Annotated in this window: 27 protein-coding genes and 1 pseudogene; 17 read left to right on the forward strand and 11 right to left on the reverse strand. The window is 69.3% G+C overall.

Annotated features, from left to right (window positions below):
• Nucleotides 1-81: 81 nt before the first annotated feature.
• The 5 genes from AB0M14_RS31445 (at nt 82) to AB0M14_RS31465 (ending at nt 5,648) form a co-directional block, all read left to right on the forward strand.
• Nucleotides 82-2,154 carry a CocE/NonD family hydrolase gene (locus AB0M14_RS31445; protein WP_365001496.1) on the forward strand — a complete coding sequence of 691 codons (2,073 nt, stop codon included), beginning with the start codon at nt 82-84 and terminating at the stop codon, nt 2,152-2,154.
• Nucleotides 2,155-2,259: 105 nt separating this feature from the next.
• Nucleotides 2,260-2,616: a hypothetical protein gene (locus AB0M14_RS31450; RefSeq protein ID WP_365001499.1), complete on the forward strand. Its 357-nt coding sequence runs from the start codon at nt 2,260-2,262 to the stop codon at nt 2,614-2,616.
• Between the two features lie 7 nt (nt 2,617-2,623).
• On the forward strand, nt 2,624-3,154 hold the full coding sequence (locus AB0M14_RS31455; RefSeq protein ID WP_365001502.1) for a hypothetical protein: 531 nt from the start codon (nt 2,624-2,626) through the stop codon (nt 3,152-3,154).
• A 6-nt stretch (nt 3,155-3,160) separates the two neighbouring features.
• A complete protein-coding gene (locus AB0M14_RS31460) occupies nt 3,161-5,254 on the forward strand; it encodes an MMPL family transporter (RefSeq protein ID WP_365001505.1) in 2,094 nt (697 codons plus the stop codon).
• A gap of 10 nt (nt 5,255-5,264) precedes the next feature.
• Nucleotides 5,265-5,648 (forward strand): YrdB family protein, encoded by a 384-nt coding sequence (locus AB0M14_RS31465; RefSeq protein WP_365001508.1) that lies wholly within the window; start codon nt 5,265-5,267, stop codon nt 5,646-5,648.
• 3 nt (nt 5,649-5,651) lie between these two features.
• Here the strand turns inward: AB0M14_RS31465 and AB0M14_RS31470 are convergent, their stop codons facing one another.
• The 5 genes from AB0M14_RS31470 to AB0M14_RS31490 form a co-directional block, all read right to left on the reverse strand.
• Entirely contained in the window at nt 5,652-6,140 is a 489-nt protein-coding gene (locus tag AB0M14_RS31470; RefSeq protein ID WP_365001510.1) for a hypothetical protein, read from the reverse strand.
• A 441-nt stretch (nt 6,141-6,581) separates the two neighbouring features.
• Complete coding sequence (locus AB0M14_RS31475) at nt 6,582-7,421, reverse strand: heme ABC transporter ATP-binding protein (RefSeq protein ID WP_365001513.1); 840 nt, start codon at nt 7,419-7,421, stop codon at nt 6,582-6,584.
• 11 nt (nt 7,422-7,432) lie between these two features.
• Complete coding sequence (locus tag AB0M14_RS31480; protein ID WP_365001516.1) at nt 7,433-8,602, reverse strand: iron ABC transporter permease; 1,170 nt, start codon at nt 8,600-8,602, stop codon at nt 7,433-7,435.
• Entirely contained in the window at nt 8,599-9,615 is a 1,017-nt protein-coding gene (locus AB0M14_RS31485; RefSeq protein WP_365001519.1) for an ABC transporter substrate-binding protein, read from the reverse strand. The genes AB0M14_RS31480 and AB0M14_RS31485 overlap by 4 nt, the downstream gene beginning before the upstream one ends.
• 69 nt (nt 9,616-9,684) lie before the next feature.
• Entirely contained in the window at nt 9,685-10,680 is a 996-nt protein-coding gene (locus tag AB0M14_RS31490; RefSeq protein WP_365001522.1) for an aldo/keto reductase, read from the reverse strand.
• A 283-nt stretch (nt 10,681-10,963) separates the two neighbouring features.
• On the opposite strand from AB0M14_RS31490, the gene AB0M14_RS31495 reads away from it, so the two are divergent.
• Genes AB0M14_RS31495 through AB0M14_RS31510 form a run of 4 tightly spaced genes read left to right on the forward strand, consistent with a single transcriptional unit; the run spans nt 10,964 to nt 14,088 of the window.
• Nucleotides 10,964-11,893 carry an undecaprenyl-diphosphate phosphatase gene (locus tag AB0M14_RS31495; protein ID WP_365002035.1) on the forward strand — a complete coding sequence of 310 codons (930 nt, stop codon included), beginning with the start codon at nt 10,964-10,966 and terminating at the stop codon, nt 11,891-11,893.
• A gap of 13 nt (nt 11,894-11,906) precedes the next feature.
• Nucleotides 11,907-12,629: a histidine phosphatase family protein gene (locus AB0M14_RS31500; protein ID WP_365001524.1), complete on the forward strand. Its 723-nt coding sequence runs from the start codon at nt 11,907-11,909 to the stop codon at nt 12,627-12,629.
• A gap of 60 nt (nt 12,630-12,689) precedes the next feature.
• Nucleotides 12,690-13,274: a DUF3090 domain-containing protein gene (locus AB0M14_RS31505; protein ID WP_365001527.1), complete on the forward strand. Its 585-nt coding sequence runs from the start codon at nt 12,690-12,692 to the stop codon at nt 13,272-13,274.
• A gap of 1 nt (nt 13,275) precedes the next feature.
• Nucleotides 13,276-14,088 (forward strand): SCO1664 family protein, encoded by an 813-nt coding sequence (locus AB0M14_RS31510; protein ID WP_365001530.1) that lies wholly within the window; start codon nt 13,276-13,278, stop codon nt 14,086-14,088.
• Here AB0M14_RS31510 and AB0M14_RS31515 read toward each other — a convergent pair.
• Nucleotides 14,085-14,954: an LLM class flavin-dependent oxidoreductase gene (locus tag AB0M14_RS31515; RefSeq protein WP_365001533.1), complete on the reverse strand. Its 870-nt coding sequence runs from the start codon at nt 14,952-14,954 to the stop codon at nt 14,085-14,087. The two genes, AB0M14_RS31510 and AB0M14_RS31515, sit on opposite strands and share 4 nt — an antisense overlap.
• A gap of 83 nt (nt 14,955-15,037) precedes the next feature.
• Between AB0M14_RS31515 and AB0M14_RS31520 the strand changes: the two genes are divergently transcribed.
• Entirely contained in the window at nt 15,038-15,733 is a 696-nt protein-coding gene (locus tag AB0M14_RS31520; protein WP_365001535.1) for a response regulator transcription factor, read from the forward strand.
• Entirely contained in the window at nt 15,730-16,842 is a 1,113-nt protein-coding gene (locus AB0M14_RS31525) for a HAMP domain-containing sensor histidine kinase (RefSeq protein WP_365001538.1), read from the forward strand. The genes AB0M14_RS31520 and AB0M14_RS31525 overlap by 4 nt, the downstream gene beginning before the upstream one ends.
• Before the next feature lies 1 nt (nt 16,843).
• On the opposite strand, the gene AB0M14_RS31530 is transcribed toward AB0M14_RS31525, so the two are convergent.
• Nucleotides 16,844-17,647, reverse strand: a complete 804-nt coding sequence (locus tag AB0M14_RS31530) for a thioesterase family protein (RefSeq protein WP_365001540.1) — start codon at nt 17,645-17,647, stop codon at nt 16,844-16,846.
• A 152-nt stretch (nt 17,648-17,799) separates the two neighbouring features.
• On the opposite strand from AB0M14_RS31530, the gene AB0M14_RS31535 reads away from it, so the two are divergent.
• Nucleotides 17,800-19,008, forward strand: coding sequence for a cation:proton antiporter (locus tag AB0M14_RS31535; protein ID WP_365001543.1), 1,209 nt, complete (start codon nt 17,800-17,802; stop codon nt 19,006-19,008).
• Here the strand turns inward: AB0M14_RS31535 and AB0M14_RS31540 are convergent.
• The gene (locus AB0M14_RS31540; protein WP_365001546.1) at nt 18,994-19,905 is read right to left on the reverse strand and encodes an SPFH domain-containing protein; all 912 of its coding nucleotides are present in this window, start codon (nt 19,903-19,905) and stop codon (nt 18,994-18,996) included. The genes AB0M14_RS31535 and AB0M14_RS31540 overlap by 15 nt on opposite strands.
• Before the next feature lie 126 nt (nt 19,906-20,031).
• Here AB0M14_RS31540 and dgt point away from each other — a divergent pair, with 126 nt between their 5' ends.
• From dgt to AB0M14_RS31560, 4 genes are all read left to right on the forward strand, one after another.
• The gene (dgt, locus tag AB0M14_RS31545) at nt 20,032-21,606 is read left to right on the forward strand and encodes a dGTP triphosphohydrolase (RefSeq protein ID WP_365001548.1); all 1,575 of its coding nucleotides are present in this window, start codon (nt 20,032-20,034) and stop codon (nt 21,604-21,606) included.
• Between the two features lie 114 nt (nt 21,607-21,720).
• The gene (locus AB0M14_RS31550; RefSeq protein WP_365001551.1) at nt 21,721-22,122 is read left to right on the forward strand and encodes a hypothetical protein; all 402 of its coding nucleotides are present in this window, start codon (nt 21,721-21,723) and stop codon (nt 22,120-22,122) included.
• Complete coding sequence (locus AB0M14_RS31555) at nt 22,119-22,484, forward strand: DUF4345 family protein (RefSeq protein ID WP_365001554.1); 366 nt, start codon at nt 22,119-22,121, stop codon at nt 22,482-22,484. The genes AB0M14_RS31550 and AB0M14_RS31555 overlap by 4 nt, the downstream gene beginning before the upstream one ends.
• The gene (locus tag AB0M14_RS31560) at nt 22,474-23,265 is read left to right on the forward strand and encodes an AraC family transcriptional regulator (RefSeq protein WP_365001556.1); all 792 of its coding nucleotides are present in this window, start codon (nt 22,474-22,476) and stop codon (nt 23,263-23,265) included. The genes AB0M14_RS31555 and AB0M14_RS31560 overlap by 11 nt, the downstream gene beginning before the upstream one ends.
• Nucleotides 23,266-23,315: 50 nt before the next feature.
• Here AB0M14_RS31560 and AB0M14_RS31565 read toward each other — a convergent pair.
• From AB0M14_RS31565 to AB0M14_RS31575, 3 genes and pseudogenes are all read right to left on the reverse strand, one after another.
• Nucleotides 23,316-23,465, reverse strand: a pseudogene (locus AB0M14_RS31565) (AAA family ATPase); the annotation flags it as partial.
• A gap of 38 nt (nt 23,466-23,503) precedes the next feature.
• Nucleotides 23,504-23,872, reverse strand: a complete 369-nt coding sequence (locus tag AB0M14_RS31570) for a hypothetical protein (RefSeq protein ID WP_365001558.1) — start codon at nt 23,870-23,872, stop codon at nt 23,504-23,506.
• 89 nt (nt 23,873-23,961) lie between these two features.
• Entirely contained in the window at nt 23,962-24,243 is a 282-nt protein-coding gene (locus tag AB0M14_RS31575; protein ID WP_365001560.1) for a hypothetical protein, read from the reverse strand.
• 687 nt (nt 24,244-24,930) lie between these two features.
• On the opposite strand from AB0M14_RS31575, the gene AB0M14_RS31580 reads away from it, so the two are divergent.
• Nucleotides 24,931-25,791: an NAD(P)-binding domain-containing protein gene (locus AB0M14_RS31580; RefSeq protein WP_365001563.1), complete on the forward strand. Its 861-nt coding sequence runs from the start codon at nt 24,931-24,933 to the stop codon at nt 25,789-25,791.
• Nucleotides 25,792-25,799 lie beyond the last annotated feature (8 nt).

Below are 25,799 nucleotides of genomic sequence, written 5' to 3' on the forward strand. Positions count from 1 at the left end.
AAAGTGTGACCGCAGCGCTCAATACGCGCGTTCCGCGATCTTTCCTGTTCAGAGTGGTTTCGGAATGTCTACTGTCACATGATGCGTAGAACCACCCGACTGCTCCGCAAGGGTGCCGTCATCGGAGTGTTCGTGGTACTGGCGAGCACGGTGCCCGCGGGTGCGCTGCCGTCGTCGACCGCGAGCGCGGGCTTTCCGAAGGCGAACTCTCGCACCGGATTACCGGACGGCTGGAATCCGGAACCGGAGATCTATGGGGTCGGTGAGACCAAGAATGTCGAGATCCCGATGGCGGACGGTGTAGTGCTGCGCGCCGATGTCCGCTATCCCACCGAGGCGTCCGGTGCGCCCGCGCCGGGACCGTTTCCGATCGTGCTGACCCAGACCGCCTACGGCAAGGACAGCGCCGGTTTCCTGCGGTTGCTGTCCTACGAGGGTATCGGCCCGATGCTGGAACAGGCGCTGCCGAGTGTGATCGATGTGGCCAAGCAGATCACCGACGCGGCGGGCTACGGCGACTACTTCGTCAAACGCGGGTACATCAGCGTCATCGTCGATATTCGCGGCACCGGCTCCTCGAACGGGCACTGGAGCATTCTGCAACCGCAGGAGCGCGAGGACTCCAAACGTATCGTGGAATGGGCTGCGGCACTGCCGAATTCGACCGGTGCGATCGGGCTGTGGGGATTGTCGTATCTCGGGATGAGCGAACTGCTCACCGCGGGGGTACTGGCGCCGGGTTCGCCGATCAAGGCGCTGTTTCCGCTGATGCCGGGCAATCACGCGTTCCAGGATCTGCTGGGCCACGACGGATTCCTCAATATCGCCTTTCTCGCGTCCATGCTGGCGGTGCCGATCACCGCGCTGCCGCAGCTCGATCCGATCCTCGGTTTGTACCGGCAGCCGGACAAGATGGTCAGCGTCTTCGTCGACCATCTGCTCACGCATTTTCGCGACGACGGCACGTGGCCGTCGGTGATCAGCGCGCTGCTGGACGGGGACAAGCTCTACAACGGCCCGTACTGGGAATCGCGCGCCATCGACAATGTGCTGGAACAGATCGCCGCCAATGACATTCCGACCTATCTGATCAGCGGGCAGTACGACCTGCTTCAGGATGGCACGCCACGAACATTCGCCGGATTGCAGAACGCCTACGCCGGGCGCGGCAGGCACGGCCCGATGCCCGCCGACGCACCCTCCAGCGGCCGCTTCCAGCTGCTGACCGGCCCGTGGTTCCATATCCAACCCGGTATTCAGCGCACCACCGGCGATCTCGATATGCATGCCATTCAGTTGGCCTGGTTCGACCGCTGGTTGAAGAACGACCGCAATGGGATCGACGAGACCGATACCCCGCTGCATGCCATCGATATCAACGGCAATGTCATCGAGAGCGCCACCTATCCGGTGCGGGAAGCGCCCGCGCGGCGGTTGTATCTGCAAGCGGGCGGGGGTCTTTCGAGTGCGCAGCCGACCCAGACCACCGGCTCCGATCGGGTCGACTTCAACCCGGTCAGCGCGGGCACGATCTGCAATGCGTCGTTCTCGCGCAACTTCTCCGGTGTCTTCCAGCTGCTGACCTCGCTGATCGGCGTCGACGACCCGTGCGGGCAGTTCCCGGCGCACCCGAACCTGCCACCGTTGGTGGCGAATCCGGTCTATACCACCGCCGCGTTCACCGAACCGACCGTGCTGGCCGGGCCGATCGGCGCGACACTGTTCGCCGTTTCCAGCACACCGGCGTCGGCCTTCAGTGTCACCGTCCAGGACATCGCCCCCGACGGCACCGCCACCGCTCTTACGGATGGACAGCTGGCCGGGAATTACCGTGCGCTGGACGAGAATCGGACCTGGCGCGCGGCGGACGGCAGCGTGCAGGGCGCGTTCCATCCGGGCACCCGCGAATCGCTGCTACCGGTGATCCCCGGCGAGGTGACCGAGTATCACCTCAAAGTGCGTCCGGCCTTTCACGTGCTCCAGCCCGGCCACCGGCTTCAGGTCACCCTCGGCACCGGCGATATGCCCACCCACATCCTCAATCCCAAGGACTATCCGGCGCTGCTGGGCGGCTCCTACGAGGTCCAGCGCAACGCCGCCGCAGCCTCGTTCCTGACGGTGCCGCTCACGAGCGCTGTGCCGGATCCTTCCTGACATCCCGGATCAGCCGGAAACGCGGGCAGGCTCGCCGGATACGCGCAGCGGGTTGGCGGTGGATTATGTTGGTGGTAATCCAGCGTCCGAGTCAGGGAGTGTGCCGTGCCAGCCGACCAATCATCGGGGTTTGTCATCGATGACATCACCGTTGGTCCGTTCGCGCACGGGTTCGGCACGACCGCCGACGGCCGGCCGTACGCGTTTCGCACGGTCGGGCCGACCTTGACGCTGGAGATCTACCGGGCCGATCTCGGCACCCCGGTGCCCAGCCCGGAAGACGTGGTCGCGGTGGCCCAGGTGCGAGTCACCGACGTGGATCTGGATGACGAGCGCAGTGTGGTGGCGCTGGTGCGGGATATGATCCCGGACGCCGTGCCGGTCGAGGCCGCCGCGGACCGGGACGTCACGACCGTGCGGGCCTTGCTGGGGCGGATCAGTTCCGTCATCGACGGAATGTAGGGAATCGATGCTCTCCTCACGACTCACAGTCCTGGCCGCCGCCCTTCTGGTGGCCGGCGCCACCGCGGCCTGCGGCGGCTCCGGGCCCGACGACGCCGCGGTGGCGGCCGCGCGGTCCTCGGCCAACGCCTCGCTGTCCGCGTCGGTGGCCACCTCCGCCTCGATCGCCGCGAACCGGCCGCTGCCCACCGCGGCCGAGCTCGACGCGCAGATCAAGCGGGCGCTGGATCCGGCGCTGCCCGACAGCGAGCGCACCGCGCTGATCGAGGACGGCGACGCGTTCAAGGACGCCATCCCCGACATGTACAAAGCGCTGCAGGACAATCCGCGCGCCGTCTACGGGGTGACCGATCCGGTGTTCGACAACCGCGACGGCACCCTCACCGCCACCATGCGCCTGGACAAGGACGGCACCGGCACCGCGGTGCGCACCACGGTCGTGCATTTCGTGTGGCACGACGGCAAGTGGAAGATCTCGCGCACAGACCTGTGCGGCATCCTGCGCTCGGCCGACTACCGCACCCCGGCCTGCGGCTGACGCTTCATGCTGCATTCGGGGTCGCTGCGCTGGGGCAGGTTCGTCTATCGGCATCGGTATCTGGTGCTGGCCATTGCCGTGTTCGCGGTGCTGGTCTCCGGCTTCTACGGCCGCGGCCTGGCCGACAAGATGACCCAGGAAGGCTGGTTCGACGAATCCAGCGAGTCGGTGGCCGCATCCAAGATCGCCGACAGCACCTTCGGCCGCGACACCGACAGCGACCTGATCCTGCTCTACACCGTGCCCGCCGGCGCCACCGTCGACGATCCCGATGTGCGCGGGCCGGTCACCAGCGCGCTGCGCACGCTGCTGGAACGGTTCCCGGACCGCATCCAGAAGATCGACAGCTATTGGGACAGCCCGTTCGCCGCCAACGCCACCGACGCGTCCAAGACCCACGCGTTCGCCAGTGTCGGGTTGCGCGGGGAAGGTACCGCCACCGTCGAGAACTATCAGGCCATCGTCGACCACCTCGGCGCGGGCGCGCCCGGCGGCGGGCCGGGCGGGACCACGGTGCAGCTGGCGGGCTTGCAGCCGATCCTGTCCGGGCTGAACACCGGGATGCAGGACGACATCCAGCGCGCCGAGATCATCGCGCTGCCGCTGGTGGCGATCCTGCTGTATTTCGTGTTCGGCGGGGTGGTGGGCGCGCTGCTGCCGGTGCTGATCGGCGGCATGACGATCCTGGGCACCGCGGGCATCATGCGCGGGCTGACCCACATGATCGACGTGAACATCTTCGCCAGCATCGTGATGACGCTGGTCAGCCTCGGGCTGGCGATCGACTACGGACTGTTCACCGTCACCCGGTTCCGGGAGGAGCTGGCGGCGGGGCGGACCGTGGAGGAGGCGACCGCGCGCACCGTCGCCACGGCCGGGCGCACCGTGCTGTTCTCGGCGGCGATCATCGCGGTCAGCTTGGCGGCGCTGTTCATCTTCCCGAACGGAGTGCTGCGCTCGGTGCCCTACGGCGGCATCAGCTCGGTGCTGCTGGCCGCGCTGCTGTCGGTGACCGCGTTGCCCGCGGCGCTGAGTATCGCGGGGCGGCGGATCGATCTGTGGGGCTGGAAGCGGTTCTCGCGCAGCAAGACCGAGGCGCAGATCGATGCAGGGTTCTTCTCGCGGCTGGCGACGTGGGCGATGCGGCGGCCGTGGGCGGTGGCCGTGCCGATCGTGCTGGCGTTGCTGGCGCTGGCGATCCCGTTCCGCAACATCGAGTTCGGCGGCATCAGCGAGAAATATCTGTCCGCGCAGAATCCGGCGCGAGTGGCTCAGGAACGCTTCGACGAACTGTTTCCCAGTTTCCGCACCGAACCGCTGAAGCTGGTGGTGGTGGGCGCGAACCCGCAGCAGCTCAGCGATATTCGCTACGAGGCCAACCAGGTGCCCGGACTGACCGGGCGGTTCGAGCCGAGTGCGGCGACCAAGGACGGCGTGAACGTGCTCAACGCCGGGCTCGCCGACAAACGGGACGCGGACGAGGTGATCGGGAAACTGCGCGCGCTACCGGAACCGGACGGCGTGCAGGTGATGGTGGCGGGTGTGCCCGCGCTGGAGCGCGACAGCATCAACGGGTTGTTACAGGGGCTGCCGCTGCTGCTGGCGATTCTGGCGCTGGCCGCGCTGGCGCTGATGTATGTGGCGTTCCGTTCGATCGTGCTGGCGCTCAAGGCCGTAGCGATGAGCGGATTGAGCCTGGTCGCCACTTTGGGCGTGCTGACCTGGATCTTCGTCGAGGGTCATGGCGCGGAGTGGTTCCACTTCACCCCCGGCCCGCTGATGTTCGCCGTGCTGGCGTTGATCGTGACCGTGGTCTTCGGCCTGTCCACCGACTACGAGGTGTTCCTGCTGTCCCGGGTCTCGGAGGCGCGCGAATCCGGCGCCGACGCCGAGGAGGCGATCCGCTACGGCGTCGCCCACACCGGCGGCGTGATCACCTCCGCCGCAGCGATTCTCATCGTCGTGACCGGCGCGTTCGGTTTCTCTGACCTGGTGCTGATGAAGTACATCGCCTATGGCATGATCGCCGCGCTGATCCTCGACGCCACGGTGATCCGCATGCTGCTGACCCCGGCGGTACTCAAGCTGATCTGGCGCTGAGGAGCCGACCATGCGAATTATCAAGGGCGCCAATCTCGTACTGATGTTCCTGCTGGAACTCGGCGTGATCGCCGGAGCCGCCGCATGGGGGTTCACCCTGGACGGGTCGACGGTGCTGCGGGTCGTCGCGGGCGTGATCGCACCGCTGCTGTTCATCGCCATGTGGGCGCTGTTCGGTGCGGCCGGTGACGCGCGCTTCCGGCTGCGCGGGCCGTGGCGGATCGCGTTGGAGCTCATCTGGTTCGGGGGTGGCGCGGTCGCCTGGGGCGCGGCGGCGGGCGCGGTGATCGGGGCGCTGTTCTTCGCGCTGTGGGCGATCAACGCCCTGCTGCGCTACCTCGGTGACGGCACGCTTCAGGTCGAGGTACCGAAAGCCCGTGCCGCGCAGCGATAGTCCTCACGCCACGATCTCGGCGGTCATCCGGCCGACGCCGGTGCTGATGCCCTGGGCCATGCAGCCGTTGATCTGCTCCGGCGTCATCATCTCGTACCAGGCGTTGACCTTGACCCGGCTGCCTTCCCCCATACCGTTCATGACCTGGAGTTGACCGACGGTCGGCTGCATCATGCCCACCGGCCACGGTCCCTCCAGCTTGCTGGTCGCGCCGTTGGACCAGATGATGTCCACGGTGAGCGGTCCGTCGGCCGGATGCATGCAATCCGACCAGGCCACATGGACGCCGGTGAACTTGCCGTGGGTGATACCCGAGACGCCCTCGCAGCCCCACAACCGGCCCACCGAGGCGAAGGTGAGCAACTGCGGCGTCATCGTGATGCCACCGTCGACCGCCGTCCACCGAAAGTCCCCGCCGTAGCAGCTGCCGATGGGAGAGTTCGCCGCAGCGGTGGGCGCGGCGGCCACCGCGACGCCGGCCGAAAGTGCCATCGCGAGAACAACTTGCACTGACCTGGGCACAGCGTTCCTCGCTTCTGTGGAGGGCGATGAAGCAGACCAATAGGTATCGAAACCCTAGCTCGAACTCGCCGCCGCACCCGGTATTGATCCACGGAGGACGCTGACGAGTTGCTTACCTCCGGAGGGGATATGTGACTGTGTTCCAACTCCGAGCGACAACTTCTGATGAGTTCGCGGTTTGTCGCTCGGAGTTGGAATGACCCCATGTCGCCTCTTGGAGGCAGACCGGATTCCAGCGAACTTTCAGCTCACAGTGGGGCTTGCACCGGTGCGCGGTCGGCCTCCCGTGATGGAGCCCCTCGCTTGCGGGCGAGCGACCGATCTGGCGCATCGCAGCGGTGCAATGTGGTTCGTGGCAGCGCTGAAGCCAGCCCGGCCCATCGCGGCCTGTGTGCCCGAGCGTGTCCGCGATCAGCGGCGGATCGGGAGGACCAATTGCGCGCCTGTCACCGGGTGGTCGAGGACCTCCACCGGATGCTGGTAGACCCGCGTGAGCAGCTCGGTGGTGAGGACTTCGCGGGGCGGGCCGTCGGCGGCGATGCGGCCGGATTCCAGGACGGCGACGCGGTCGGCGTAGGCGGCGGCCAGGCCGAGGTCGTGCAGGACGACCACCACGGCGGCGCCGGCGGCGGCGCTGTCGGCGGCCAGGCGCAGGACGGCTTCCTGGTGGCCGAGATCGAGGGCGGCGGTGGGTTCGTCGAGCAGCAGGGTCGGGGTGTCCTGGGCGAGCACGCGGGCCAGGGCGACGCGGGCGCGTTCACCGCCGGAAAGGGTCGGAAAGGCGCGGGGGGCAAGGTGTTCCACGTCGGCGGCGGCCAGGGCGGCGGCGATGAGTTTGTCGTCGTCGGCGCGGCGTTCGGTGCGCGCCCAAGGCGCACGGCCCATCGCGACGACCTCGAGGACGGTGAACGGGAAGCCCACGGTGTGGGTTTGCGGCAGCACCGCTCGCCGGCGCGCCATATCGAGCGGCGTCCAGTGCGTCAGCGAGCGCCCATCGAGCTCGACAGCGCCCTCGGCCGCGTCCAACTCTCCGGCCAGCGCCGCGAGCAACGTCGACTTACCGGCCCCGTTCGGCCCCACCAGCGCCACCACTTCCCCCGCAGCGACCGCGAAATCGACGCTTTCCAACACCCGGCGGGCGGCCCCGCGCCGGTCCACACTCAACCCGGTGGCCCGCATCGTGACCGTTCCGCGCTCCGGCCTCTCAGGCAGATCGTGCGTCCGGGCGAACACAGCATCCAATCCAGTCATGCGCCGCGCGCTCATCCCCAACCTCCGGCGCGAGCGCGGGTACGGCGGAGCAGCCAGAAGAAGAACGGCCCGCCGATCAGTGAGGTCAGCATGCCCAGGGGGAGATCGGCGTTGTCGACGAGGGAGCGAGCGCCGACGTCGGAGGCCAGCAGTACTACCGCGCCCAGGATGGCGCTGAGCGGGATCAGCACCCGGTGCGCGGGGCCGACCAGCATACGCACCAGATGCGGCACGATCAGGCCGACGAACAGGATGATGCCGGAGAACGCGACACCGGCGGTGGCGAGCACGGCGACGATGACAATGACATTGCGGCGCAAGCGTTCCACGTCGACACCGAGATGCCGGGCGGCGGATTCTCCGAGCGCGAGCAGGTCCAGCCGCGCCGCGATCAGGATCGCGGCCGCCACACCGATCAGCGTGAGCGGCGCGACCACCCGCACCGCGTCCCACGTCGCACCGTTGAGACTGCCCAACTGCCAGAACACGATCTGATCGCGCGCCGCGGGGGTGGCGATGAACAACAGGAACGCGATCAACCCGCCCGCGAACGCGTTGATCGCGACACCGGTCAGCACCAGCGTCACCACTTCGGTGCGCCCATTGGACCGGGACAGCAGATACACCATCAACGTGGTGATCAAGCCACCCACGAACGCGGCCGCCGCCACCGACCAGGCCGCGACGAACGCCCCACCGACCACGATCACCGCACCAGCCCCGACCGCCGCACCAGCCGACACACCGATCACGCCGGGCTCCGCCAGCGGATTGGCGAACACCCCTTGCAACAGCGCGCCGGCGGTCGCCAGCGCGGCACCGACCAGCATCGCCAGAATCACCCGCGGAAACCGCACCTCCCACAACGTCACCTCACCAGCGGGATGCCCGGGCATCGGCCCCCAATCCAGCCCGATCCGATGCGCGATACTCCCCGCCACCTCCGCAGGCGTCGTGGGTACCTGCCCAACCGCCGCCGACACCAACGCGAGCACCACCAGCGCGGCGATCGCCAGTGCAAAGACCAGTGTCGTCCGCGAACGCCCCCGAGATTTCGGCAGCTCGATGCGTCCAGCGGCAACAGTCGCCAGCGCTCCTTCGCGACGTTCGGAGCCCAGCTCAGCCTCGCGCCTACGCTCGGCAGCGCCTGAATCATGCTCTGCGTCTAGCGGTTCCGTCATGCGTGCGCGGGGTCGTAGACAGCCTTGTTGAGTGCGGCGATGACGCGGCCGGTGTTCGGGCCGAAGGCGAGCAGGACCGCGTCCGACATCTCGACGACGCGCTTGTTGCGCCCGGCGGGGGTCTGGGCGATGCCGGGGACTTTGAGGAGTCCGTCGACGCCGCCGATGGATTTCAGTCCGTCGTTCATCACCAGCAGCACGTCGGGGGCGGCGCTGATCATGGCTTCGCTGGTGATGGTCGTGAACGGTTCCTTCAGGCCCGCGGCGGTGCCCGCGTCGGTGGCGCCGAGCGAGGCGATCAGGGCGTCCGCGCCGGAACCGGGACCGGCCAGCATGGTGATGGCGGAGCTGCGCAGGTAGAGGAATGCGATGGACAGCGGCTTGTCGCGCTGGGGGACCGTGGCCTCGGCGGCGGCGATCTCGTCGCGGGTGCGCTTGGCCAGGGCTTGGCCGCGGTCGGGCACGCCCAGGGCCGCGGCGACCGCCTCGATCTGCGGGACGACCCCCGCCATGCTGCGCTGCGGATCGGAGTAGACGACGGTGACGCCGGCCGCGCGCAGCTGCTCGCGCACGGCGGGCGCGGCGCTGGTGGAGTCGGTGAGGAACACCGTGGGGCGCAGCGCCAGAATGGATTCCACATTCAGGGTGCCGTTGCCGCCGGTGACGATCGGCAGACCCTCGACCGCCGGGAACACGCCGGACGTGCTGCGTCCCACCAGGTTCTGGCCCAGGCCGAGCGCGTACACGGTTTGCAGCAGGGTGCCGTAGCGATCGGCGGCGATGATCCGGTCCGCGGAGTTCACCGTGACCTCGGCGCCGTCGAAGGAGCGCACCGTCACCGGCAGAACCGGGGTGGGCGCCGGTCCGATCGGCTCCGGGGTGTTGTCGGTGAGCACCGCGGTGGACAGCCCCTGCGGCCCGCTCGTCGCGCCGCTGTCGGTGCCACAGGCGGCCGTCCCGGCGACCAGGAGCAGCGCGAGCATGGCGAAGAGAACGCGAACGGTACGACTCATGAAGGCAAGCCTAAGCCCACCCGCCGCCGAACCGTCGACCCCCACCGCCGCGCGGTGCCCGCGGGTCGCTCATTCCGTGCGCGCGCTGACGTCGTCGAGCGCGGCCGCGATGGCGCGGGGCAGCTCCAGCGTCTCGGCCGCCAGCACCCCGGTCAACTGCCCGATGTCGCGTGCGCCGACGATCAGCGAGGCGATCCCGGGCCGGTCCCGGATCCAGGCCAGCGCCACCGCCAGCGGCGAGGTACCGAGGCCGTCGGCGGCGGTGACCAGCGCGTCGACCACCCGGGTGGCGCGCTCGTCGAGCCGGTTGGTGATCTCCGCGGCCGTCGCCTCGTCCGCGCCGCGCGAATCGGCGGGGACGCCGTCGCGGTATTTGCCGGTCAGGATGCCGCCCGCCAGCGGCGCCGAGGCGATCACCCCGACCCCGTGGTGCCGCGCGGCGGGTACCGCGTCGGACTCCGGCTCGCGCGCCAGCAGCGAATACTGGGTCTGCGCCACGCACACCGGCGCGATCGCGGCGAGGCTGGCCAGCTGCCAGGCGTTGAACCCGCGCACGCCGCCGTAGCGGACCTTGCCCGAGTGCACCGCGTACTCGAGGGTCGCGGCCACCTCGTCCAGCGGCGTGGAGGTATCCCAGGCCCCGATGTTCCAGATGTCGAGATAATCGGTGCCCAGTTCGAGCAGGGTCCGGTCCAGCTGACGCAGCAGGGTGCGGCGGGAGGCATCGACGGTGGGCCGCAACGCTTCCGGCGCGGGCTGCAACGGTTCCGCGGTCGGCAGTTCGGGATCGGCGTGCGGCGGGTCGACCGCCGGGACGACCCCCGCGCACCCGCTGATCACCAGATCGTCGCGGGAGACGAGGTCGCCGAGCAGCTGCGCCAGGATGCGCTGGGCCGCACCGCCGTTGTAGGCGGGGGAGGTGTCGACCAGGGTGCCGCCCGCCTCGGCGAACGCGACCAGTTGCACGGCCGCGGCCTCGGCGTCGGTCTGCGCACCCCAGGTGTGGGTGGCCAATCCGATCCGGGACACCCGTAGGCCGCTGCGGCCGACCGTCCGCTGTTCCATCACCACGTCCACGCATTCGTCACGGCGCCAAGCCTAAACGGCGGCAGCGCCGACGGTCCGCCGACAGGCGCGGGGTGTGCCGCGCGTTTCGAGCGCCCTGCGCGCGGTCGCCCGGGCGCGCACACTGGAACCGGCCGGAGGGCCGCGGCGCGCCCGGAGCCTGTACTGTCGCTGCGAGATTGCGGCGGTACGCACCACCGGGTGACCCGCCGCACACCAATTGCCCAGTGCGAACGGGCAATTCAGGCAGTGACGACAGGAGGACGCGCGCGTGGGTGAGTCGATGACCTGGGTGCAGGCATTGATACTCGGTCTGGTCCAGGGACTCACGGAATTCTTGCCGATCTCGTCTTCGGCGCATCTGCGGATCGTCTCGGCGGTGTTCTGGAACAAGGACGCCGGCGCTTCGTTCACCGCGGTGACCCAGCTGGGTACCGAGGCGGCGGTGCTGGTGTATTTCGCCAAGGACATCGGGCGGATCGTGAAGGTCTGGTGCGCGGTGAACTGGGAGAAGCTGACCCAGCGCACCCGGGAGACGGTGCCGATCACCGATCAGGTGACCACCAAACTTCCGGTGATGACCAAGGACCGGATGGCCGCGCACGCCGCGTCCGCGCAGCGCGACCTGGATTACCGGATCGGCTGGTACGTGATCATCGCCACCATCCCGATCGGCGTGCTGGGCTTCCTGTTCAAGGACGAGATTCGCACCGGCGCACGGAATCTGTGGCTGGTGTCGTTCATGCTGATCGCGTTCGCTCTGATCATCTCCGCCGGTGAGCACTACGGCCGCAAGATCCGCCCGATCGAGCAGCTCACCACCCGCGACGGCTTGATCATGGGTTTCGCGCAGTGCCTGGCACTGGTGCCGGGCGTCTCGCGCTCGGGCGCCACCTCCACCGCGGGCCTGTTCCTCGGTTTGGAACGGGAAGCGGCGGTGCGGTTCTCGTTCCTGCTCGCGATTCCCGCGGTCACGGCGTCGGGGCTGTTCAGCCTGCCCGACGCGTTCGAACCCGCGGGGGAGGGCCTCAACGCCAGCGGCCCGCAGCTGCTGGTCGCGACGATCCTCGCGTTCGCGGTCGGCTACGCCTCGGTCGCGTGGCTGCTGAAGTTCGTGTCCAAGCATTCGCTGAACTGGTTCGTCGGCTACCGCATCGTGCTCGGCCTGGTGGTGATGGCGCTGCTGGCGACCGGAGTGGTGTCGGCGACATGAGTAAGGTGACGCCATGACGGTGATTCTGTTGCGGCACGGCCAGTCCACGTCCAACACCGCCGGTACCCTGGCCGGCCGCAGCGCCGGAGTCGACCTGACCGACCGCGGCGCCGACCAGGCCCGCAGCCTCGTCGACCGGCTCGCCGCCCTGCCGATCGGGCACATCGTGTCCTCGCCGCTGTTGCGCTGTCAGCGAACAATTTCGCCGCTGGCGGAAAAGCTGGGCCTGGAACCGGAATTCGACGAACGGTTGCTGGAGGTCGACTACGGCGACTGGACCGGCAAACCGCTGGCCGATCTGGTCACCGAACCGCTGTGGAAAGTGGTGCAGCGGCACGCCTCGGGCGCGGTGTTCCCGGGCGGTGAGGGTCTGGCCCAGGTGCAGGCCCGCGCGGTCGCCGCGATGCGCGAGCACGACCGGGTGCTGGCCGAGAAAAACGGCGCTGACGTGCTGTGGGTGGCGTGCACCCACGGCGATGTGATCAAGTCGATTCTGGCCGACGCGTTCGGCATCCACCTCGACGGCTTCCAGCGGATCGTGGTGGAACCGGCCTCGCTCAGCGTCATCCGCTACACCCCGACCGCGCCGTATGTGTGGCGGCTCAACGACACCGGCGCGGACCTGTCGGGGTTGGCACCGGCCGGTGGGCCGGACAAGGGACCGGTTCCCGGCGGTGAGCCGGGGAATACCCCCGGTGCGGATAATGGGAATGCGGAGCGCCGAGATTCCTTGTAAACGGGTAGGCGGCGTACGCGCCGCGGATGGTCGATCAGGGTTACGTAGCAGGAGGTGCAGGTGGCACGAGCAATCCATGTATTTCGCACCCCCGATCGGTTCGTCGCCGGGACCGTCGGCGAGCCGGGCGATCGCGCGTTCTATCTGCAGGCCGTCCAGGAACCCCGGGTAGTCAGCGTGCTGCTGGAGAAGCAGCAGGTCAAGGTGCTCGCGGATCGGATGGGGTTGTTGCTGGACGAGGTCGCGCGCCGCTTCGGCGCACCCGTCCCGCCGCAGGCCGACGACGTCGCCGACGTGGCGCCGCTGGTCACCCCGATCGATGCCGAATTCCGGGTCGGCACCATGGGTTTGGGCTGGGACGCCGACGCCGGTGCGGTGGTGGTGGAGTTGCTCGCGATCACCGAGACCGAGGTCGACGAGTCGGTGGTGCTGGACGACACGGAGGAGGGCCCCGACGCCGTGCGGGTGTTCCTGACCCCGGTGCAGGCGCGGGAATTCGCGCTGCGCTCGACCCGGGTGATCGCGGCGGGCCGCCCGCCGTGCCCGCTGTGCGGGGAACCGCTCTCGCCGCGCGGGCACATGTGCGTGCGCACCAACGGCTACAAGCGCAGCGACACCTTCGGCCCGGCCGAGCTAGAGGAGTGAGTTGACCGGCGGGCAGGAGACCAGCGGCACGGCCGGTGACGGGTTCGGCACCGGGGATTTGAGCGTGGTCGGGCGGATCAATACCGCCTCCAACGTGACCCTGGTCTGCGACGTCGTGGACGGGCCGCGCGTGGTCTACAAGCCGGTCCGTGGCGAGCGTCCGCTGTGGGACTTTCCCGACGGCACCCTCGCGGGCCGCGAAGTCGCCTCGTACCTGATCTCCGACGCGCTCGGCTGGGGCGTGATCCCCGAGACCATCCTGCGGGAGGGGCCCTACGGTCCCGGCATGGTGCAGCGCTGGGTGGAATCGGTCGACAACCACACCGACCGCGGTGACCGGCTGGATCTGGTCGACCTGTGCCCGGTCGGCGCGGTGCCGGAGGGGTTCTGCGAGGTGCTGCGCGCCCAGGACGACCTCGGCAACGAGGTGTCGCTGATCCACGCCGACGATCCGCGCCTGCAACGGATGGCGGTGCTCGATGTGCTGCTCAACAACGCCGACCGGAAGGGCGGGCACGCGCTGGAGGGCACCGACGGCCAGATCTACGGTGTCGACCACGGCATCTGCCTGCACGTCGAGCACAAACTGCGCACGGTGCTGTGGGGCTGGGCGGGTCAACCGGTCGACGACGTCTTGCTCGCCGATATCGAGAAGTTCGTGGCGGCGCTGCCCGGTGAGCTCGCCGACCGGCTCGCACCCCACCTCGCCGACGCGGAGATCGACGCGCTCGGGGACCGGGCCGGGGAACTGCTGGCGGCCCCGGTGATGCCGGTGCCGCGCACCTCGCGCCCGATCCCCTGGCCCGCCTTCTAATTCAGCAGCGGGCGTACCTGTTCGCCGACGAAGCGGATGAAACCGACCGGGTCGGGGTCGTTCTCGGCGGGTTCGAGGATGACGGTGTCGGCCCCCGATCCCCACCAGCGTCGCACCGCGTCCGCGATGGCCGGGGCGTCGCCCGCGACGCCGGCTTCGGGCGGATGGCCGCTGTTGGCCTGCTGGGCCGCCGCCAGTCGTTCCGGTGCGCCGGGCCCGGTCGTGGTGAGCAGGTTCGCGATGATCCGCGGCGGTCCGGGCAGACCGGCTTTCGCGCGGCCCTCGGCGACGAGTTCACGGGCCCGGCGCAGCTCTTCGGGGCTGGTGCGGGCGGTGAGGATGGTGGCGTCGGCAATGGCGCCGGACAGCCGCAGCGTCTTCGGTCCGGTCGCGGCGGCCACCAGCTGTGGCGGGGTGGCGGGCGGCCAGTCCAGGGCGACCTCGTCGAGGTGCACGTATCGACCTGTCACTGTGACCTTTTCACCGTTGAGCAGAGCGCGCAGCGCGGTGAGCTGCTCGCGCAGCAGGGTCAGCGGCGAGTCGACCCGGGCTCCGACCTGGCCCATCCAGTCCTGCACGCCGTGGCCGAAGCCGGGGACGACGCGTCCGGGATGCATGCGGGCCAGGGCGGCGACCTCCATAGCAGTCAGTGCCACATTGCGCAGCGGCACCGGCATCACGCCGATCCCGACCCGGACCCGCTCGGTGCGCGCCAGGAGGGTGGCCGCGGCGACGGCGCTGCCGCTCCAGAAGCAGTCCTCCCACACCCACAACTCGTCGAGACCACTGTCCTCGGCGGCCGCGGCCACCTCGGCCAGTCGTTCGGGCGGGACCTGCGGCAGACAGACAGCACCTAGAACAGTCACGGCCCCAACGTATCCCAGCCCAGCGCACAAGATCTCCACAATTGGCGCGACAAGCGCGCACAAACGATGGATAAAGTGCGCTCATGGAACCTAGCGGCAACGGGCACACGGCCCGCCGGATCCTCGTCGTCGACGACGAGGTGACCATCGCCGAGTCGGTAGCGGCCCGGCTGCGGGCCGAGGGCTTCACCGTCGAGATGGCGCACGACGGCCCGGCCGCGGTGGCCGCGGTACAGGCGCGCGAACCCGACCTGGTGGTGCTCGATGTGATGCTGCCCGGCTTCGACGGACTCGAGGTCTGCCGCCGGATCCAGGCGGGGCGTTCGCTGCCAGTGCTCATGCTCACCGCCCGCACCGACGAAACCGACCAGCTCATCGGCCTGGGCGTCGGCGCCGACGACTATCTGACGAAACCGTTCTCCCTGCGCGTACTGACCGCACGGGTGCACGCGCTGCTGCGCCGCATGGAACGCAACGCCGAACGCGACAGCGCCACCATCGCCGTCGGCGACCTGCGCATCGACATCGATCAGCGCCGAGTCTGGCGCGCCGAGGTCGAAGCCCAGCTCACCCCACTGGAATTCGAGCTGCTCGTCCGCCTGGCCCGCCGCCCGCGCGTGGTGCTGGCCCGGGAACGACTCCTCGAAGAGGTGTGGGACTGGGCCGACGCCGCGGGCACCCGCGCGGTCGACAGTCATATCAAGGCGCTGCGCCGCAAACTCGGCGCTGATCTGATCCGCACCGTGCACGGCGTCGGCTACGCGTTGGAAGCCCGATGAACGACCGGCGCCACGGGCCTCCGGAGGCCGATCCCCGCCCGAAACCCGCGGTGATCGCGCTGCCGTGGGGTTCGTCGGTGTTGCGGGCGCTGTCGCGCGCGGCCGATCGACTGGCCGAGATCCTGCCGCGTCCGCTGGATCCGGTGCGCTCGATCAAGGTGAAACTCGCGATCCTGATGCTGTGCTCCGGCGGGGTGGCGTTCGGGTTCTTCCGTTTTCAGATCGGCTGGTTGCCGCCGCGCACCACGCTGACCGCGATCGTGATCGCACTGATCACCTCTCAGTTCCTGGCGCACGGCATCACCCGCCCGCTGCGGGAGATGACGGCCGCGGCCCAACGGATGGCGCACGGCGACTACACCCGGCGGGTGCGCGCGAGTTCACGCGACGAGGTGGGTCAGCTCGCGGAGGCGTTCAATCAGATGGCCGCCGACCTGGCCGCCGCCGACCAGCAGCGCCGCGACCTCATCGCCAACGTCTCGCACGAGCTGCGCACCCCGATCACCGCGCTGAACGCGGTGCTGGAGAATCTCGTCGACGGTGTCTCCGAACCGGATCCGGCGACCCTGCGCACCGCGCTGGCCCAGACCGAACGGCTCGGGCTGCTGGTCTCGGAGCTGCTGGACCTGTCCCGCATCGAAGCCGGCGCCTTCCCGCTGGACCGCGAAGACCTCGCACTGGCGCCGCTGCTGGACGACGTAGTCGCCGAAGCCGAGGTCATGACCGCCGTGCTGGGCCGCGGCGTCACTTTCCGCACCGACGTGCTGCCCAGCATGGTGCGCATACACGCAGACCGTGCACGATTGCATCAGGTGCTGCTCAATCTCCTGGACAACGCCGCCCGCCACGGCCCGGCGGGCGGTGAGGTCCGCGTCCACGCCCGCGCCGAATCCGGTTCCGTCGTCATCGATGTGGTCGACGACGGCCCCGGCATCCCCAGCGCCGAACGCGCCCGGGTCTTCGACCGCTTCACTCGCGGCGGCCGCACCGACGGCGGCGGCACCGGCCTGGGTCTGGCCATCGCCCGCTGGATCATCGAACTGCACGACGGCAGCATCGCGGTCGCCGACCCCGGCTCCCGCATCCGGATCACCCTGCCCGCGCCCTGACCTACGGAATCAGCGCCAGCTGCCGCGACTGCGCCACCAGCGCGCCGGTGCTGTCCCAGATGTCGAAGTCCTCCTCGTGGAAGCCGTCGATCAGATAGTTGGTGCGCACCCGGCAGCGCAACCATCCCGGCGCCGGCCGGCGCCGAATGTGCACGGTCAGTTCGACGGTCGAGGAGCCGGGCACGCCGAGATCCAGGACCACCGGCGCGGCCGCGTCCACCAGCAACGCCAGTGCGATCGGATCCGCGTCCCGGCCGTCGGCGAACCGGCACCAGAAGTCGGCGGCACTGGTCCCGCCCGGTGTGCCCTGCCAGAAACCCGGCAGCTCCGGCATCCGGAACTCCACCCGCTCGGCGATGGTCGCGGCGCCGACGGCCCCCAGCCCTGCCAGCGGATCGACACACTCCTCGGGCGCGGGCAGCACCGGTGCGTCCTCGCGCACCACCGTCTTGCCTTGGGCCTGCGCCAAATCGGTGAAGGTGGCCAGCACCCGGATGATCTCGCGATCATCGCGCGTCAGCACCGCCGCCCCGGTCGCCGTCCGCCGCCCGATCCGCGCGACCTCGGTCCGGATCCGCGCGGGCCCCAGCACCCCGGGACGCAGAAAATGCGCCGAGGCCGACAACAGATCCGGCTGCGGAATCTCCTGCCGCAGCGCCTGCAAACAGGTCGCCAGCAGGTACCCGCCGTTGGCGGTGCCGCCGAAGGTCGTCCACCGCTCGGACAGCTCCAGCGCGAACTCGTGCGCATCGATACGGGTACTGGCGGTATCGGTGTCGAAGGCCGAGGGCGTAGTCGTGGTCATCCGCAGAAGATCCTTTCGCTCGCTCACGATCTTTCCCCCCGCGCGCACCGTTGTCGATTACCCGGAAGGTAATGCTGCCCGGCGACGCACGTCACGCGGCAGCGCGCGTGGTGTTGCGCGGGGCGCGCCGCCCCGCCTGGGACGATTGCCCGATGGTTGCTTCGATCCTCGCCGTGACGGTCACCCTCATCGGCTGGGCGTTGCTGTCCGCCAAGCTGGATGCCTGGCGAATCAGCCCCGCCGTGGTGGTGGTCGCGGCCGGAGCGCTGGTCGGGCTCACCACCCGCGAAAGCATCGCCACCACACTGAATACCGAAGTCGCCATGCACACCGCGGAGATCGTGCTCGCGGTCCTGCTGTTCGTCGATGCCACCGAGGTACGCGGCGGGCTGCTGGGCCGCCATCCCGCGGCCGCGGTGCGCGTGGTGCTGATCGCACTGCCGATCAGCCTGGCCGCCGCGGTGGGATTCGGCATGTGGGTGCTGCCAGGATACGGCTGGGCGGTCTGGCTGGTCGTCGCGTGCGTGGTCATGCCCATCGACTTCGCTTCGGCCACAGCGATTCTGCGGGATCGCCGGCTGCCGACCCGGGTCCGCGACATCCTGAATGTGGAAAGCGGCTACAACGACGGCGTCGTCTCCCCGGTCATCGTCTTCGCGCTCATCCTCGCCGGGGACCTCTCCCAGCAGAAGACGCCGGGACAGGCGCTGGCCACCGCCGTGCCCGCCGCGCTGATCGCCCTCGGCGTCGGTGTCGCCGTCGGCGCGGTCCTGGCCACGTTGTTCAACCGGGCCGATCATGCCGCGCTGATGAACGCACAGGCCAAGCGCATGCTCCTGGTCGCCGCCCCGCTGCTGACCTACGCGCTGTCCACCGCGCTCGGCGGCAACGGCTTCGTCGCCGCCTTCGTCTGCGGACTCGCCATTCACCGCCTGCGCCGCCCCGACCAGCGGCACCGCGAACTCGAACTCATCGACGACGTCGGGTTCCTGCTCACCGTGGTCATGTGGTTCACCTTCGGCGCCGTCGCGGTGTACACGCTGGGCGAAGTCGGCGACTGGCGGCTCTGGCTGTTCTGCGGCGCGGCGCTGACCGTGCTCCGGATCGTGCCGGTCCTGCTGGCCTTGACCGGATCCGGCCTGACCTGGGTCGAGGACCTCTTGATCGGACTACTCGGCCCGCGCGGCACCACCTCGATCGTGTTCGGCTTGCTGGCCTTCAACAAACTCCACGACAGCGGCGCGGACCTCGCCTTGACGGCCATGGTGCTCACCGTGGCGGGCAGCGTCGTGCTGCACGGACTCGGTTCCTCGCTGACCGCCCGCGTCTACCAGCGGCGCAAGCGTTCAGCGCCCAGGTGAGATGTTCACGTCGACGCCGTTCGGCACCGGAACGACCTGCACCTTGCCGTCTTTGATGGCTTGGTAGAGCACGTACCCGTTGGGACCGAGCACTTCGACCAGCCTGCGGATGGCCTCCAGCTCGGTGGTCACCCGGATGTTCTCTTCCTGCTGGGCGCGGGTGGCTTCGATCGCGCGCTGGGTGTCGGTCAGCGCGGCGCGGACCGGTTCCGGCGGCACCGGCTGCTGGATGGTCAACTGCGGATCGCCGCAGTCACCGCCGGAGCCGGGTACGAAGACGGGGCTGCAGAAGAACGCCTCACCGCCCTGTTCGGCGATGTACTTCGCGGTCAGCTGACCGACCGCTTTCTCCCAGGCGCCCTTGGTTTCGGCGCTGGTGTACAGGTCCCGCCAGTTGTAGGCCTTGGTGGCGTCGTCGATGGCCCGGTTCAACGGGTGGCCGATGTATTCGCGCAGCATCTGCACCCAGCCGTCGGAGTCGTGGGCTTGGTATTTGATGCCGATTCGTTCGTGGAATTGCCGCAGGGTCTCGCAGTCGGTGTTGAGGCTGAACGTCACCAGACCGGTCACCCGCAGCTCCAGATCGTCCTTGGAGACCACGGTCGCCTCGGGGATCTCCGCGTCCTTGCCTTCGGCGAATTCGAAGGTGCGCTGCCCGGCCGGATAGAGGAAGAACTGGTCGCCCGGGCCGCGGTACTCCCGGTTACCAGGGGCGATGCAGTTCGAGAAGGTGGTCGCGCTGAAGGGGCCCGCGTCGTATTCGAGGCCTGCCTCATCCGGATTCGGCGCGGTCGAGCAACCGGCCGCGGCCAGCACGACGACGAGCAGCGGAACACCGAATCCCAGTGCCCACCAGCGAGTTCTGTGTAGCCGGATGCCGCTACGATTCTGTGCCATTGGACCCCCCCGATCCCTTTCTGCCAGAGCATAGCTCGATGCGGGCGCGCCGTCGCCGTATTTTCGCGCGGCGGAAATTGCCGCCGAGCTGCCGCCGGTCCGGGCCGGGCGATTAGGGTCGCAATCATGGTTGGTGATCGAGTGGACCCGCGGCAGGTTCGGCGCCGGCAAGGTTCGGCGGGACTCTCCGGGCCCGTGCCCGCGGGTCTCGCGGCCAGTCCGTACCGGGTGGATCGGGATCGGATCGCGGCGTCGCCGTACTTCGCCAGGCTCGGCGGGGTCACCCAGGTGGTCAGCGCCAGCGGGTCCGGACTGCTGCACAACCGCTTGACGCACAGCCTCAAGGTCGCGCAGGTGGCGCGGGCGATCGCCGAACGCCTGATCGCCGACCCGGCGGCCGCGGCGACGATCGAGCGGCTCGGCGGCTGCGACCCGGATGTCGTGGAAGCCGCCGGGCTCGCGCACGATCTCGGTCATCCACCGTTCGGGCACCTCGGCGAGCAGGTGCTGGACCGGCTGGCCAGGCACCGGTTCGGTCTGCCCGACGGGTTCGAGGGCAACGCGCAGAGTCTGCGGATCGTCGCCACCAGCGACACCGGGGCCGGCGGCACCGGGCTGGACCTGACCGCCGCCGTGCGCGCCGCGATCCTGAAGTATCCGTGGACGCGGCTCGCGCATCCGGATCCGCATCCCCGGCAGCTGGCCGAGCCGCCGCGCGGTGCGTCCGAGCCGGCCGAGGAACCCGGCAGCGGCTCGAGCAAGTTCTCCGTCTACGTCACCGAGCTGGCGGAGCTGACGCAGGCCCGCGCCCCGTTCGCGGGAAAACTGCCGAGCTGGCAGCAGACCGTCGAAGCCTCGGTGATGGACATCGCGGACGACATCGCCTACGCCATCCACGATCTGGAGGACTTCCACCGGATCGGCGTGCTCCAGCACGCGCCGGTCGCCGCCGAACTCGGGCACTGGCTCGCCGGCGCCCGCGAGCTGGCCGGATACGACAACGCCGAGCTGGCCAAAGGGTCCCGCGCGCCGGGGTACGCGCTCGAGCACCTGCGGCGGCGCTTGCGGAACCGGGATTCCTGGATCGCCGACGACGAGACGTTCCTGTTCGCGGTGCGCCGCGTGCACGAGGAGCTGGTCGACGGTCTGCTGGCGATGCCGTTCGACGGCTCGGCGGAGGCCGAGCAGGCCGTCGGCCGGTTCTCGGCGGGGTGGACGACCCGGCTGGTGTCCGGGATCGGTGTCGTCCCGGATCCGCCGACTCGATCCGGGCACGTGCTGCTGGCGCCCGCGCAATGGCACGAGGTGCAAGTACTCAAGTTCGTGCACAAGCATTTCGTGCTGCTCCGGCCCGATCTCGCCCTGCACCAGCGCGGCCAGGCCCAGCTGGTGACCGCCCTGGTGACGGCGCTGGAGCAGTGGCTCGGCGACCGTTACGAGGCGAACCGCCTGCCGCGCCGGCTGCAAGCCCTGGCGGCCCGCGCCGAAGCCGAATACGGCGCCCTCGCCACCACCGACCTGCTCGCTGTCCGCGGCGCGGGCGGCAACGCCACCCCGGGCCTGGAGGAAATCCGGGCCCTCGCCCGTGGCCGCGCGGTCATCGACTTCGTCGCCGCACTGACCGACAATCAGGCCAAATCCTTGCTCGACGCGCTGTCCGGCCGCAGCGCCCAACTGTGGTCGGACCTGTTCGTGCTGTAGTCAGCGGGCGCGGCGCTCGTAGTCCTCGACGCCCGCTCCCGCGGTAGCAGGTTTTCGGAAGCGGTTGGGCCGCAGCGGGTGTGAGGATCGCAGGACGTCTATCGGAGGAGAATGATGCGTCGACTTGCCGGTCGGGCTCTGCTGGTTGGGGTGGGGCTGCTCAATATCGTGCCTGCTGCGGGGGCGGTGGTGCCGGAAGGGATGTACGCGGCCTATGGGATCGCTCCGGCGGGGCGTGATCTCGAGGTGGTGCTGCGGCATCGCGCGCTGCTGTTCGCGGTGATCGGGATCGGGTTGCTGGTGGCGGTGTTCCGGCCAGGGTGGCGGCCGTTCGCATTGAGCGCGAACGCGATCAGCTTGGGCGGGTTTCTGGTGCTGGCGTTCGCGGGCGGGTCGGTCGGCCCGGGATTGGTGCGGGTGGCGGCAGTCGATGTGGTGGGGTTGGTGGCGCTCGGTGCGGGGGCCGCGCTGTTGCGGGCCGATGAGCCGCAACCACTGGTTGCGGGGCAGCGATGAGGACTGTGGTGTTGTCACTCGTCGCGGTGCTTTTCGCGGGGATGGGACTGTATGCGCTGGCCGCACCGGCGGGGTTGGCGCGCCCGTTCGGGCTGTCGGTGCAGACGGCGGTGAGCCGCTCGGAGATCCGCGCGGTCTACGGCGGTTTCGGGATCGCGGTTGCCGCCGTCTTGTTCTGGGCGGGCTTCGGCAGCGGGGACATGCGGACCGGGGCCGCCCTGACAGTGGGGTTCGCGCTGGCGGGTATGGCGGGCGGGCGAATCGTGTCGCGGCTGCTCGACAGTGAAGTCGGCTTCTATCCGATCTGGTTCTACTGCCTGGTCGAGCTCGCCGGAGCGGCGCTGGTGCTCGGTGTCGCCTGAACCGGCCGGGCGCACGGATACCGCCTGCCGGGTAGGCGCGCGCACGCTGTGGCTCTGGCCGGGGCAGGCGGCCTACCTCGGCCCGTCGTTCCAGTTGGACACCCACTCGACACCGGTGCAGTGCTTCGTGCTCGGCGTCGACGAGCCGGTCACGATCCGCACGCCCGACGGCGGCCACTGGCAGCGGCGCAGCGCCTTGGTTCCGGCGCGCACCGCCCACAAACTCGAAACCAGCGGCCGCGTGCTGTTCTACTATCTGGATCCCCGGTCCGCGGCGGCCACTCATCTGCGTGCCGCGATGCGTGAACCTGCCACCCCCATCGCGGCGGCGCACCGCGAGGAAGCGACCTTGATCGCCCACCTCCGGTCCGGCGCGCCGGATCCGCGGGAACTGCGCCGGATCATCGCCGGCGCGGACACGCCCGCGGTGATCGACGAACGGATCGGCGCGGTGCTGGATGCGATCGCCGCCGACCCCGCGAGTCCGCGCGGGGCCGCCGACTTCGCCGTCGACCTGGGCATCTCCAGTTCGCGCTTCCTGCACCTGTTTTCGGCCGGCGCCGGCACCAGTTTCCGGCGTTACCGCTTGTGGGCGCGGCTGCTGGCGGTCGGCACCGCCGTCGGCGCGGGCGCCGACCTCACCCGCGCCGCCGCCGACGCGGGCTTCGCCTCGGCCAGCCATTTCAGCGACACCTTCCGCACCCTGTTCGGACTCACCGCCTCCGAGGTGCTCGGCCAGGGGATCGACATCGTCATCGTTCCGGCGCTGGCCAGGGCATGAGGCGGGCGCGCTCAGTCCAGTAGCTCGTCGAGGCCACATTGAATGAGCCCCGAATGCGAACTTCGTGTCGAGAAATTGAAATTCTTCGTCCCGCCTTCGGGATTGAATCCCCAGCAGGTAGCAATTGCCTCCAGCAAAGTCGACTTACCGCTACCGTTTTCGCCCACAATGAACGTCACGCGCGGATGCAACTCCAATTCCGATCGAGCAGCACCCGCCGGGCGTAGGGCACGACGGATCACTCGCGGTAGATCGCCACGCGGGCACCGGTGGCGGTCCCGACGCTATAGGGACCCAGGCAGGAGGCGGTGCCCTGGCCGGACGGGCTGAACGAGCCGCTCCACGAGCCGCTGTAGGGCCCGATTGCCATGAGCGGGAACGCATTCGGAATGCCGTGCAGGCCGAAGCAATCCACGATCAAGGCGTATTCGCGCCCGGGCGGCGCGTCGAAGTCGTGACAGGTCGCGGTCGCGCTGGTGAGGTCTCGGGTGATGACGCAGTCCTGCGGCGCGGCCTGGGCCGGCCCGGAGCCGATCATTGTCGCGACGCCCAGGCCCAGCACCGCGGCGGCGGTGATTCGAGCGGTGGCGACTATCGGCTTCCTCATGCGAATCCCTTTCGTTGGAAATAACTCCAAAACGCGGTCGAGTGCCTGTCGGTTTCGTTCGCCGAATTGTTACGGCCGACAGCGCGAAGTCACTCCTGGTCGAATAAGCGAAGCTGACGGGAAAGCGGGGCGGAGCCGCCGCCGATCTTGCGCAGACAGCGTGCACAGGTGACCTCGGCGCGAGTCGGCGCCAGCGCGGCCGGTGACCAACCGGCCACCCCGGTGCGACACAGCAATTCGGGGGCTTCCTGCCCGCCGACCCACTGCACCAGGCTGACCGCGTGCACGGTGCGCCCGGCCCGGACGACAGCGTGCACGCCGGCCTCGCCGAAGACGGGCCGCGCGGCGGCGGGCGGCGGGAGATCGGTCATGCGCCCAACCATACGAGCGTCCGCCGACAAAACGCCTTTATCGACACCCGGCAGACGTAGCCCTGCCCGGTGTTCGCGAGTCTTCGCGCTGCTGAGCAGGGTTACGATGGCTCCGCTTGCCTACCTGCTCACGTTGTTTCGCTGCACTGCAATTCAACCCGGGAAAGGCGGTAATCCGGATGGGAACACCCCTCCATCGACTCAGGCCGGTCGCGGCATTCGCACTCGCGTCAGCGGCGGCAGTATCCCTGTTGGCATGTTCGGACGATAAGTCCGGCAACGACGACAAGACGACCACCCCCACCGTGCCCACGCCTGCCGGACCGGCTTCCACCGGCTCGAATGCGCCCCCGGCTCCGGTCCCCGGACCGACCGGCGGGCAGCAGCCCTCGGTGCCCACAACGCCGGCGCACAAGTCCGGCGACGACTGCTCGCACGGAAACATCACGGCGCAGTGGCAATGGCTGAATGGTGCCTGGGTGTGCGTCCCGCAGGGGCAAGGCGGCGACCCGACCTCTCCGCCGCCCCCGCCGACGAGTACGCAGACACCGAACCCCACTACGCAATCGCCGCCGCCGACCTTCACCGTTCCCGATTCGGTTCCCCTGCCGGGCGAATGAGCTTGACCTGAAGTTAGATTGAGCTTCTAGTGTCCGTTTCGTGAGCGAAAATGGGAACGCAGAAGCAATGTCGGTCGCAGTCCTGGGGTTGGGGGAGATGGGGTCGGCGCTCGCCGGTGCCCTGCTGAACGCGGGATATCCGGTGACGGTGTGGAACAGGTCGGCGGACAAAGCCGATTCGCTGGTCGCCAAAGGTGCGCGGTGGGCGGCGAGCCCCGAGGCGGCCGTCACCGCCGCGGCGGTCGTGATCGTCAATGTGAAGGGCGGCGCGGTCGCCGAGGAGCTGTTGAACGCGGCGGGTGCGGCGCTGGCGGGCCGCACCGTGGTCGATCTGACCGACGGCACGTCCGAACAGGCCAGGGCCACCGGCCGATTGGCGACCGGACACGGCGCGGACTATCTCCACGGCCAGATCATGACCATCGCACCAGCCATCGGTTCACCGGACGCGGTGGTGTTCTACGGCGGCCCCCGCGCCGGGTTCGACCGGCACGCGGCGCTGCTGCGGGTCCTCGGCGGCCGCGCCACCCTGGTCTCCGAGGACCCGGGTGAACCGGTCCTGTACGGCATGGCCGTCCACGACATCATGTGGGGCCTGCTGAACGGATACCTGCACGCCGCGGCACTTCTCGGCACCGCGGGCATCCGAATCGGCGATTTCGCCCAGCAGGCCCACCCCTCCCTGAGCGCGCTCCCGTCGCTGTTCCCGATGCTCGCGGAAGAAATCGATCGCGCGGAGTTCGCCACCCCCTACGGCGCTCTCGAACACCACCTGCCCTCGCTCGACGACCTGATCGCCGAAAGCCGAGCCCGCGGAATCGACACCGACCTCCCGACCTACACCAGAACCCTTGTCGCCGAGGCGATCGCCGCGGGCCACGCCCACGACAGCTACTCGCGGCTGGTGCAACGCTTCGCGCGCGGATAGGGCGCGCT

The organism is Nocardia sp. NPDC051832, assembly GCF_040681285.1.
In the GTDB taxonomy this organism is placed as follows: Bacteria; Actinomycetota; Actinomycetes; order Mycobacteriales; family Mycobacteriaceae; genus Nocardia.